Source organism: Mesorhizobium sp. WSM4813 (genome assembly GCF_055811555.1).
This window is the reverse complement of record NZ_JBVVQU010000040.1, coordinates 50,422-61,881: the sequence shown is the minus strand read 5'-3', so window position 1 is coordinate 61,881 and position 11,460 is coordinate 50,422. Positions and strand designations below refer to the sequence as shown.

General features: G+C 59.5%; 8 protein-coding genes. 1 reads left to right on the top strand and 7 read right to left on the bottom strand.

Annotated elements, in window-relative coordinates; translation table 11 throughout:
* The 7 genes from AC0L25_RS22100 to AC0L25_RS22070 all read right to left on the bottom strand — a co-directional run.
* Positions 1–500: YciE/YciF ferroxidase family protein (locus AC0L25_RS22100; RefSeq protein ID WP_473597458.1), on the bottom strand; the 500-nt coding region annotated here is incomplete at its 3' end.
* 100 nt (positions 501–600) lie between these two features.
* Positions 601–1,758, bottom strand: a complete 1,158-nt coding sequence (locus AC0L25_RS22095) for a chemotaxis protein CheB (protein ID WP_473597457.1) — start codon at positions 1,756–1,758, stop codon at positions 601–603.
* Positions 1,759–2,201: 443 nt separating this feature from the next.
* The gene (locus tag AC0L25_RS22090; RefSeq protein ID WP_473597456.1) at positions 2,202–3,116 is read right to left on the bottom strand and encodes an SDR family oxidoreductase; all 915 of its coding nucleotides are present in this window, start codon (positions 3,114–3,116) and stop codon (positions 2,202–2,204) included.
* Between the two features lie 12 nt (positions 3,117–3,128).
* Positions 3,129–3,638, bottom strand: a complete 510-nt coding sequence (locus tag AC0L25_RS22085) for a DUF2231 domain-containing protein (protein WP_473597455.1) — start codon at positions 3,636–3,638, stop codon at positions 3,129–3,131.
* A gap of 1,150 nt (positions 3,639–4,788) precedes the next feature.
* Positions 4,789–5,331 carry a hypothetical protein gene (locus tag AC0L25_RS22080; protein WP_473597454.1) on the bottom strand — a complete coding sequence of 181 codons (543 nt, stop codon included), beginning with the start codon at positions 5,329–5,331 and terminating at the stop codon, positions 4,789–4,791.
* A 10-nt stretch (positions 5,332–5,341) separates the two neighbouring features.
* A complete protein-coding gene (locus AC0L25_RS22075; RefSeq protein ID WP_473597453.1) occupies positions 5,342–6,517 on the bottom strand; it encodes a zinc-dependent alcohol dehydrogenase in 1,176 nt (391 codons plus the stop codon).
* Positions 6,518–6,704: 187 nt separating this feature from the next.
* Entirely contained in the window at positions 6,705–6,968 is a 264-nt protein-coding gene (locus AC0L25_RS22070; RefSeq protein ID WP_473597452.1) for a hypothetical protein, read from the bottom strand.
* Between the two features lie 776 nt (positions 6,969–7,744).
* Between AC0L25_RS22070 and AC0L25_RS22065 the strand changes: the two genes are divergently transcribed.
* A complete protein-coding gene (locus AC0L25_RS22065) occupies positions 7,745–11,104 on the top strand; it encodes a DEAD/DEAH box helicase (RefSeq protein WP_473597451.1) in 3,360 nt (1,119 codons plus the stop codon).
* The last annotated feature ends 356 nt before the right edge of the window (positions 11,105–11,460 follow it).

Below are 11,460 nucleotides of genomic sequence, written 5' to 3'. Positions count from 1 at the left end.
TCGTTGACGCTGGTCTCTCCAAGCTGCGTCAGCGCTTCGTCAGTCGCCTTTTCCTCTTCGAGCGTCTCCTCGAGCAGCGGCACGGCATCCTTTAGGCCGAGCAGTCCGGCCCAGGTGATCAGGGTGCCGTAGCGGGCGATCTCATAGTGTTCAACCTCTTGCGCCGCCGCCACAAGACCGGCGTCCAGAGCCGGAGCTTGCTTGAATTCCTCAAGTATCTCCTGCCCTTCCTCAATGATGCCGTCGATGGCGGGACATGTCTTTCCCTGTGGCCGTTTGCCGAATATCTCGAAGACCTCCTGCAGCCGTTCGATCTGAGTCTCCGTCTCTTCGCGGTGCTTTTCGAATGCGGCGGTCAGTTCGTCGGATTCGGCACCCTTGGCCATCTTCTTCAGCGCAGCCAGAATTTTGCGCTCAGCGTAGTAGACGTCCTTCAGTCCGTCGTGGAAAAGATGTTCGAGGCCCTTGGCCCTGCTTTGCGATTCCTTTTTCGTAGCCATCGTCGTCTCCGAGTGTGAGAAACGCGTGTCTGGGTGGCACGCGCAGGCTTAACCAAAGTGGCTGCTGTTTGTTCCTTTGGGCCGATCGGATCCACGGTCATCACATAGATCCGGTTCGGGATCGATCCCGGTCTTCCGAAGCTGTCAGCGAGACCGGATCAGTTTTGTTTCGTGGTCGCGCCATTCTCTGCCCCTGTGCCCGCCTGCTTTCGAGAATTCGTTCGATCACTTCGGCGTCCGCTTCGTATTCTCTCGACCGTTCCTGGAGCTTTGCCGCCATGTCACCGCGGGCCAACTCACTTTCCCGGTCGGCCATTCGCCGGGTGAATGCCGCCCGCTGCTGATGCGCGCGCAGCAAGCTCCACAATATCTGGTCTGTCTCGGACGACTGGGCCTCGAGCATCGCGTCCGACGTGAAGGCATGCCCAGTGTGGCATCGGTAGCGAAGCATGTCGCCGTCCTCGATCTCCCACAGAGGACCGTGGCACTCCGGACAAACAAACAACGAAAGTTCGCCGAGACGATCTTCATTCGACATAGCGGAGTGCTCCTGAGCTGCGACTGCCGCCTCCAGCCGGACTCCCGGTGGAACAGGAAGCGTCTCGCCGGCGGGCTCGGAGGCCAACCGGGCCAACAGATCGCCCATTCCGACGATCGGCACGCAATGGTCGATTTCGACATGGCGCTGGGCGCTCCGAACCATGTCTGGTACGGCCGCGTCTTGCGGGTCCTGGATCACTGTTACTCCCCCGACGGTCTTGATTGCCCGGAGACCCGAGGTGCCGTCGGACAAGCTGCCGGAGAGGAGGACGCCAATGACCCGAGCTCCATAGCTACACGCGGCCGATCGGAAGAGAGGATCGATCGCCGGCCGGGCGAGGTTCTCGCGAGGGCCGCGCCGGAGCAGCATGTGATCGTGGTGCAGCAGCAGATGGAACCCGGGTGAAGCCACATAGACGCGCCCCCGCTCGAACTGCTCCCCACTCTTCGCCTTGGTCGCCCTGAGAGGGCCAGCCCGATCAAGGATCTCCGGAAGATAGCTCGTCTGGCCCACGTGGAGCACCACGAAGACAGCAGCGGCAAAATCGGGCGGTAGATAGGCCGCTAGCCGCTTCAGTGCCTCGACGCCGCCGGCCGAGGCTCCGACAACGATGATGCAGCGATTCCGAGAGCTGATCCTTTCGCTTTTATCGGGCAAGCCCAAAACGCGGCCCTGATCGTTCGAAGCTTGGCCCGACCTATGTCCAACATTGCTCATGCATTGCAACGAATCCGAGAGCGGCTGCGTTCCCTCGCGGCGTAAAGGAACAGGCCTTCAGTTTGGCACCGGAGACAAACGGAGCGTCTAAATGGCTCGATCGACACGAGGTTTTTGAAGACCATTTGAGGCTGCGTGTGATGGGTGACCTGGAGGAGGACCTTAGGCGCAACTGTACCGCGAATTCTAAGTTTGTCGGTCACGACACTATCCGCCTCTCAGCCAATGTCTTCATGAGCAGTTGCCTGAGGCTAAATTCGAATTCTTGGCAAAGCAGGTTCGGGGTCCCTACGCCATTCTGATCTGGTCCGCTACTTCGCGCAGTTTCAACGCTACCGACGGTGCAGACAGCTTCGTCATCCGCAACAGCAAGATTGTGTTCCAATCCATTCACTAGAGGTTGGAAGCGGTGGCTGGGCACGTGCTCAAAGGGCACGCGACGATCAAGGGGAGTGACGCCCAACAGCCTTCGTCCAGTACTGGCGCCAGCGGCCGGCAACTTCGTGAGGGGACACACTTGCCATCAAGTTGCCATCGTGCGGTTGTTCGGCGTTTTCCTGAAACTGGAGACGTGGCCCCACAACAGCGACTATCCATTCCACCAGTGATGGCGCAACCCGGCAGCCAAATTCCAACACGAATGCGAAGCCCCCAACCCTGATCTCGCGTCGAGGATGGCTCGCGGCGCCGACAATTGCAGAGGCGGCCCGCTCGGCGGAGTAAACAGGGACAATGGATCGCGCCTTGCGGCCGAACAGATTCGCCGCTTTCTGGTAGATAGGGGTGTCCATGGCTGCAGGAAGGATAGCACACACATGAATGTCTGGCGTGGTGCGCAACTCCTGCCGGATGGACGCTGTGAGCCCGCGTATGAAAAACTTGCTCGCGACATATACACTGACAAAAGGCTCTGGAGCGACACCGAGCATTGAACTGACGTTGATCAGCACTCCACGGTCTCCTTGAGAGCGGAATTGCTTGAGGGCGACGTGAGATCCGTTGATGTAGCCAAACACATTCGTGTCGACCAGACGGTGGAACAGCGGAGGCGGAATTTCCTCAAAACGCCCGAAAATCAGCACTGCGGCGCAATTCACCCAGACGTCAATCCGGCCGAAATGCGATACCGCAAAACCACGGATTTCCTCGACCGCGCTGTAGTCTGCCACATCGGCGGGAAAGGTCAGTGCCTCACCGCCTGAGTCGACGCATCCCTCAGCGATGTTGTCGAGCGGGTCGTCGTTTCTAGAAACCAGTACCAGCCGCGCCCCTTGTCGCGAGAACCCAAGAGCAGCCGCTCTGCCGAGGCCGCTCGAAGCGCCGGTGACCACGACAACGCGTCCCCGCAGGTCGGCCATGCCAAGACCTCATCAAAATCGTCCCGCACGCGAACTGGTGCCCTCACCCTCCTCAGGATGCACTCCTACCCTGTGCTCGTAGACGAGCGTTCCGCCCTTCCAGCCAGTGTAAACAAGAAGCAGGACAACAAGCGTAGACAGGGCCAATCCCCAAGGCAGAGTCGCCTCGACTGCGCCTGTACTGAGCCGCAAAACGAAATTAGCCAAGGCGAGTACCACTGCGATCACATTGCCTATCATGTGGTGCCACGCGGCGCCGAAAGAGCGTACGACTGCATTTCCAAGGAAATCGGCAAAGCCGGCCAGCGCAGCTGCGGCGCTCATAAGCAAGGCAAACCCGAGCAGCCAAAAAGAAGCCTCGGCCCAGAAAGCATTCCTGGTCGACCAAAACACCAGGTCTGAGAGGAACACCGACACAAGCAATGCGATCGGAAAAGGAATCAACATGGGGTGGATCGGATGACCGCCGATTTTCGCAGTGGTGGCGACGCCCAGCAGACGGTTGGCTCGATCGTGAAGCATGTCATAGAACGCTGAAAAGCCTGAATAAGTTCCAAAAACCCGAGCCGGTAATCACTGTCAAGCATCTCCACTCGCGGCGCCCAGTGACGGCTGGTGATGGGATTCCAAAATATTGTTGATAGCAGGGATCACACTATATGACGTCAGACAACAGGGCCTGAAGGCGAGGGATTGAGGCAGCGCGCCAAGCGGCCATTTCGCTGCAAGCCGGCGAAATGTGCACCGCCCCGGTGTTCCGTGCAGAAAGAAAGCCCGCGCCCTTCGGGAAAAAAGGACGCGGGCCCATCGGGAGTCATCCATGTCGCAGCTGCACGAATCAAACTTTCAGCCCGCGCCGAAGTTCCACACGGAAACAAAAAAGGCCCGCTACGCCTTCAGCCGCGCCGCTCCAGCACGCCAAACAAAATAGGGGCCCGCGCCCCGAGGGGATGGGAAGGACGCGGGCTGATCGGAAGGGGGAGTCCGATCTTTCAGCCCTAGGGCAAGTGCTGCACGACCCGAACGCCTTTGGCTCGGCCAGGGTTCCGGAAGGAAGACAAACCGCCTGCTGACGAGCCACCGTCCTAACGGTCGTCTCGAAGCTCAACGAAGTTCTACTCGTTCGTCCTCCCGCCGGATAATTTGCAACAATCCGAGACGCGAGCACTTTAGGTCGTTTCTCAGATTGAGCCTCCGCGTCACCCCCAGCGGGCTTGGCGTGCCGTTCAGGAACAACAACGCCCAAGCCAAGTTTGGTGGTCCAGGAGGTTACGACAATGCGCATACTGAGAACATTGTTTGGATACTTGTGGCGCTCGAACAGCAAGTCGCCGCCCGAGCTTGCACCGCCTGTCGACGCGATCGTTCGGCTGCTGAAAGAAAAACAAAAACTCGCTACAAAGAAAGGACTTGGTCGACCAGATCAGAGTGCTAGCGGCTGACCGCGCTGCACGCGGGGTACGGCATCGCAGCTTGGGACGGATCGGTATCATGCCCGGCTAGTCCTGGGTCGCTGGCGCATGGACCACGGCGCTTCTTCACGCCCGACTGGAAGGCAGCCGAAGCCCCGGTTCGAAGCTTGGCTGTGCAGGAGCCGGAACTTGCCATCGGGACTGTGCCCGGCGGCAGGCACGGGCATGCGGAAAGACCTTCACCTGAGGTCAGCCACCGCTCAATTCTGGCTGGCAGGTGACGACATGTTTTTACGTGCAAGGCCCCGCACAGCTTCAAGACCCCGTGGGAAGCCGCTGCGGTTACTAAAATCCTGGGCTTGCCGGCGGCCGCGAGCGTGCCGGGCGCTTACCTTTTGCGCGGTCAATAAATCGATGAGTGTCACACCGGCAACGAGCACCAATGCAAGTCCGACGTTGCCACGTTTTGGATTGTCATGCCGGAACGCCCATAGGAGTGTTCCGATGTCGAGCCCATCACCGGCCACACGGCTCCAAAGCCCGGACTGTTTGTCCACCGACAAGGACAGAATGCCGCTGCTGACTTCTCGCGCTCCGTAGGCACGGATCACGCCTCCCTTGCCAGGCAAGCCGAATGCGCGGGCGATGCGCTCGGAGGCTATGAGTTCGACCATGCCAAGCCCAATGCTGAACCATCCGAGTTTGCGCGCTAACATATCGGAGGGCGCGAGCGCCTTCGGGCCAGATTTTACGACCCTTGGGTCGCTTGGCCATCTGCTGAGATTGCCGAATTTGCTAAGCATGCTCATGATCCTATGGTTTCAGTACGACTTTGACGCAACTGTCCTGCTTGTCGCGAAAGAGCTTGTACATTTCGGGTCCTCGTTCGAGCCCGGCAGTGTGGGTGATGACAAAAGACGGGTCGATCTGACCTTCTTCGATGCGGCGCAGTAGATCGTCGGTCCAGCGGTTAACATGCGTCTGGCCCATCCTGAAGGTCAGGCCCTTGTTCATCGCTTGGCCCATCGGGATCTTGTCGACGAACCCACTGTACACGCCCGCGATTGAGATGACGCCGGCTGGCCTGCAGACATAGATCATTTCACGCAGCACGTGGGGCCGATCGCTCTCCATCAGCATCATCTGCTTCGCGCGGTCATAAACGGTGTCTGGTTGACGAAAAGACACGTGACTTTCCATCCCGATGGCGTCGATGCATTTATCTGGCCCCTTGCCGCCTGTAAGCTCGTTCAGCCTTTCAACAACGCTCTCCTCCAGGAAGTTGATGGTGATCGCGCCGCCCGCTCCGGCCATGGAAAGGCGTTCGGGCAGGCAATCTATGCCCACGACCTGCTTGGCACCGAGAAGAATGGCGCTGCGGATTGCCATCTGCCCCACCGGGCCACAGCCCCAGATCGCGACGGTATCGGAGGGCTCGATTTCGCACTGGACAGCAGCCTGCCAGCCAGTTGGCAATATGTCGCCAAGGAAGAGGACCTGCTCATCGGAGAGCCCGACCGGTACCTTGATGTGCGTTGCATCGGCAAATGGTACGCGAACATACTCAGCTTGTCCGCCCGGGTAACCGCCGGTCAGATGGGTATACCCAAACAGCCCAGCCGTCGTGTGACCGAACGCCTTGTCGGCGATGTTCTTGTTGCGGTTGGTACGCTCGCAGACCGAAAAGTTTCGGCGCTTGCACTGGTCACATTCCCCGCAAATGATGGTGAAGGGAACGACGATGCGGTCTCCCTTCCTAAGCGCGCCGTTTACCCCGGATCCAACTTCCACCACCTCACCCATCATTTCGTGGCCCATAATGTCGCCTGGCAGAATTGCCGGAATGAGGTTGTGATAGAGATGCAGGTCCGAGCCGCAGATCGCGCAGCTCGTCACCTTGACGATGACGTCGCGCGGGTCCTCGATTTCGGGATCTGTAACCTCATCGCAACGTATGTCTTCTTTTCCATGCCAAACCAGCGCTCGCATGCTTAATCTCCGATGAGGGGCCGGTTCGCGGCGCCGTAGCAGCTTCCGCGTCGACCCTCATTCGTGAACGGGGCCGCGGAACCACTGCTTCTTGCACGCAAGAGCCCGGCGCTTTCCTTCAGGCTGCGAATTAGCTCGGGTCCAACCCGCGAGGCAGCATCCATGTTCCCGCCTCCATTAAAAAAACTTAAGCCTGGCTTTTGAACGAGGGGGTGGTGGCCTGTCGGGCCGTCGAGAAGGTGGTGGCCGCCCTGCCGGACATAAAGGTCAAGGAAGCATCTACGTTTCCCGGCTTCGCCGTTGCGGTGGTGCATGGCGGCAGATGATCATTGACCAAGGCTATGGCCTTCGCAGCAACCGGGATGACACCCTCTAAGGTCAGCAGCACCACCATCTTCCAGGTCTCCTCGGTGTCGACGGCGATCTCGGCCACAGTGGCCGCCATCGCCATGACGAAGGATCACAGCTTCGGGCGACGCCACCATCGGCGAGCTCTTCGTTCCTCGCTCCGGCCTGCGTCCGGCGGCGGGCAGCGAGCTCGAGGATCTCGGTCCAGCGCAAGCAGATCGTCGTCCCGCGGCTGATTGGTCGGCTCGTGCTGATCTGGGGCTTTCCGCTGTCGCTGTGGCTGCCGAGAGACGCAGGGTTCGAGCGACGGAGTGAAGCCCTGGGCAAGTCCTTGGTCTATGGCGGGCGAGGGTTTCCAAGCACGTCCGGATCGGCGCGAAGACTCGATGCGGATGCATATCGCCAATGGTAGCGCCAACCCGTTTGATTGCCGATTTTGTGCCGGGATGCTTGGAGTCTAGCACGCCAACGGTGCATGAGCTTTTGGACAGCAACCGTCGAATGATTGCTGAGCCTGAGAACTTGGGGTCCATCTAATAGCGAGTCATTTGGCCAAGTCTAGCAACGGGCAATTGGAATGCCGACCACAGATGCCTAAGCCGCTATCGACCAGCCGCTGCCGTTTCGTCCCAGAAAGAATCCACAAAGCCGTAGCCCCCGGATTCGCGACTTGCTCAGGAAACCTCGCAATGCACGCATTGCTAGACAGTGCGGCACTCTATTCTCATGGCGCACGATCCGATCACACGCTGGGCAAGGCAACGGTTGCCGCTTTGCGACGTTGCTGAAAGCCGAGCGTCGGCAACTGTGCCGCCCAACGGAACACCGGGCGCGCCGCGGCCGTTTTGTCCCAGGATCGGAAGGTGAGATGTGGATAGAGTGACCTCCAATGCCGGAAAGGCTGAGCAGTGCGAACTTGCAACAGGAGGAGAAGCCGAACCGCCAGCTGCCGCGGTAGCTGCGGCATTGGTCAGCGCGTTGGAAACCACTCGAAATGGGGACATGCTCCATATCGCGAGTTCCGAACGCAGTGCCGCTGACATCACCCAGGCATTGCGCCACTTCCTCCCAGCAGCTGACATCCTGTATTTGCGGCCGTGGGATTGCCTGCCATACGACAGGGTGTGGCCCACTCGCGCCACTATGGGACGGCGGGTCAGCGTTGTTCATGCTGTTGCGGCCGCTACGAAAAGACCCCGCATCACGGTTACTTCGGTCGAATCTGCCGTGCAGAGGGTACCGCCTCCCTCGGTAATCGGCCAGGGTTTCGCCACCCTGCAGATTGGGCAAAAGGTGGACCCGAGGGCACTTCGGGAATTGGCTGAGAGAACTGGATATGTTGTCGACGATCGGGTCGATGAACCAGGCGAGATAGCCATCCGCGGCGATCTTATCGACGTTTTTCCTGCTGACCGTGATCGCCCTATTCGTGTTGTACTGGGTCCTGGCGGCACCATCTCCGAACTTAAGGCATACGACCAAATCACTCAACGAAGCGAGCGATCGCTGCACAGAGTCGTAGTTGGCCCGGCGTCCGAGCTTATGTTGGAATCCGGCAACGAGTTCGACCCTGCAGCGATGCGCACCATCCCGATGGAGGAGCGCCTGGTCTCGCTCTACTCCGACTTGCCGGCGCTCTTCGATGTCGCATCAACAGCTAACATCTGCTTCCTGGATGGATTGGAAGAAATTTCGCTCGCTCGCGTCTTGGACCTCATAGAGGAGGCGTGGCGCGGCAGGCGGCAAGTTTCCACGGTGGCACGGCCCGCGGCGAAACAATTTTATTTGTCGCGTGAGGAATGGGACGACTCGCTACGGGATCGCCAGTGCCTGCGTCTTAGGATCCCGGTTGGTCGAATTCCCAAATTCTTCCACCTGCCGCGAGCCGGGCACGAATTCGCCGAGTTCGCCCAGGCGCGCACAAGCTCGGGGTTTAGTGTGGTGGTCACGGGCGAAGCTTCGGAACTGCGCCGAGCAGAGCGGCTGCTCGACCGTAAGTTCGGTCGCAAGATGGACCCGGTCGCCGATTGGCCGCAAATCCTCTCTGTCGAAAGAGGCTCTCTTCTCAAGGCGGAATTCGATCTCACGGATGGCTTTGTCGACGGGCCATCCCGAATTGCAGTCGTTGCGGCAGCGGACATATTCGGCCCGTCATGGACTGCAAACGCGGACTCCGGCAACGGCATAGCCGAACCCGAACTGCGGCTCGGCGATCTGGTTGTCCATGAAGACCATGGCGTGGGCGTCCTTGCCGCGATCGAACAAATTGAAGTGGCTGGTCTGCAACAGGATGTTGTGAAGCTTGAATATCATGGTGGCGCTTCCTTGCTGGTTCCAGTGGAGGAGTTTGGCCGTATATGGCGCTATGGATCCGAGCCAGATGCGATAGCCTTGGACCGACTAGATGGTGAAGGCTGGAAGAAGCGGCGCAAGTCTGCAGTCCGCGAGATCGACAAGGTCGCCAAGCGGCTGGTCGCCATTGCGAAGGCCAGGTCCAGCCAGTCCGCCGAATTGATCAAGCCGCCGCGTGCCGACCTTGCTCGCTTCGCGGCGCGATTCCCTTACCCCGCGACCCCCGACCAAGCCGCCGCAATCCGAGCCGTGATGGATGACCTGTCCTCGGGCAAAACGATGAACCGGCTGGTCTGCGGCGACGTCGGCTTTGGAAAGACCGAGGTGGCGCTTCGGGCGTGTGCTGCGGCCGCGCTTTGTGGAAAGCAGGTTGCTATCGTTGCGCCTACCACCGTGCTCGCGCGTCAGCACTACGAGACGTTCTGCCGGCGTTTCGCAGGGTTCAACATCCAAGTTGCTCACCTGTCCAGGGTGGTCGGATCGACAGAGACAAGGAAAGTGAAGGATGGTCTGAGAAGCGGTAACATCGCAGTCGTCGTCGGGACCCATGCTATTGCGGCCAAAGGGGTGTCCTTTAGCCATCTCGGGCTGCTCGTAATCGACGAAGAGCATCGGTTCGGGGCCAAGCTGAAGCAATCACTGCGAGGCTTGGCGCCATGCCTCCACACGCTGACCATGAGCGCTACGCCGATACCCCGCACGCTTCAATTGGCGATGGCGGGCGTGCAGGAAGTCAGTGTCCTGAACACACCACCTGCCAAGCGGCGTCCGGTTCGCACCATCTTGGCTCCTTTCGATGCCGGTTCGGCCAAGGCTGCTCTATTGCGCGAATACCGCCGCGGAGGACAAAGCTTCTTTGTCGTACCACGCATAGATGACATCGAGACTGTCGTTGAACAACTGGGCAGGCTGGTTCCGCAGCTCTCGGTGAAAATCGCGCATGGCGAAATGAAAGGGCGTGAGCTGGACGAGGTAGTTGTCCGGTTCGCCGCAGGCGAAGGCGACATTTTGTTGGCCACTGACATCATCGAAAGCGGACTTGATATACCGCGGGCCAACACCATTCTCGTTTGGCGGGCCGACCGTTTCGGACTTGCACAACTCCACCAGCTTCGGGGTCGAGTAGGCAGAGGAAGGGTGCAAGGCATTGCACTTCTCTTGACCGAGCCCGGCAAGGAATTGGCTGAAGCCACAAGGTCCCGACTTTCGGCTCTTGTAGCTCTTGACCGGCTTGGCTCTGGCCTGGCCATCAGCCAAAGGGACCTCGACCTACGCGGCGCCGGCGATCTTTTCGGCGAAGAACAGGCGGGCCACGTCAAGCTCATCGGCGTCGGGCTCTATCATAGACTGCTCGAGCGTGCCTCATCGGTTGCTCGAGGCGGGCCCGGCTCTGACATGCACCTTCCAGACATCAACTTGCAGGCCGGAGGGTCATTTCCAGAAAGCTATGTGCGGGAGCCAGCCATACGCCTCAGCCTGTATTCGCGGTTGTTCCGCATCAGCACGCATCTAGACGTCAACGCATTTGCCGACGAGGTGGAGGATCGCTTTGGAGCCATGCCGAGCGAAGCGGCCACGCTGCTGGAGGTTAGCCGACTGCGAATAGATGCAGCGAAGTTAGGCTTGAGCCAGGTCGACGTAGGACCCGAAGCGATTGCGATCACCTTTCGCACAAAGGTCTCCGAATCAGTCCGGCAGAACATTTTAAGGCTGAACGGGTTCGAATTTCGGCGTGGCCGCTTGATCTGCAGGCCGTCAAACAAACCAGGTATCGCAAAACTCGAGGTTTTACGGAGCGTGATCGGTTCCATTCGCTCGGCACATTCGGCACGTGAGCTGAACGCGAGACCGATTACCGGTCAAAGCACAACCTGCAATGGCCCCTAGCGGTTCTCAAGCTCCCGGTCTGAGATTGAAGGCATCCGAGACGACCTGCCCCAGCGCTCTCAACGCGAGCCCTGTCGATTCTTGCCGCAGCCTGTATGCTCGCACGTAGGTGCCAAATGGTGCCCACACAGGCTCGAATTTCCCCGTCGACTGTTTTCCCGGGGGTAGGCATTCAACGCAGCCTACCACACCAACATCAACCAGCGGCGCAGCAGGTCTAGATAAACGTCGGTGAGGTCAGGTCCCGTAGGGAGGCTGTGGTGAGTGACAATTTCCCCAGATGACGCAATTGCGAGGCAATCCAGAGACCGTTTCGTAGCCTCCTCCTTGCAGACGTCTTGTGCCACCCACAACCA

Excerpts from the sequence above, each read along its gene's own strand:
- AC0L25_RS22070 (WP_473597452.1), bottom strand. The coding sequence starts at position 6,968 with ATGGCGATGGCGGCCACTGTGGCCGAGATCGCCGTCGACACCGAGGAG.
- AC0L25_RS22090 (WP_473597456.1), bottom strand. The coding sequence starts at position 3,116 with ATGGCCGACCTGCGGGGACGCGTTGTCGTGGTCACCGGCGCTTCGAGC.
- AC0L25_RS22095 (WP_473597457.1), bottom strand. The coding sequence starts at position 1,758 with ATGAGCAATGTTGGACATAGGTCGGGCCAAGCTTCGAACGATCAGGGC.
- AC0L25_RS22080 (WP_473597454.1), bottom strand. The coding sequence starts at position 5,331 with ATGCTTAGCAAATTCGGCAATCTCAGCAGATGGCCAAGCGACCCAAGG.
- AC0L25_RS22075 (WP_473597453.1), bottom strand. The coding sequence starts at position 6,517 with ATGCGAGCGCTGGTTTGGCATGGAAAAGAAGACATACGTTGCGATGAG.
- AC0L25_RS22085 (WP_473597455.1), bottom strand. The coding sequence starts at position 3,638 with ATGCTTCACGATCGAGCCAACCGTCTGCTGGGCGTCGCCACCACTGCG.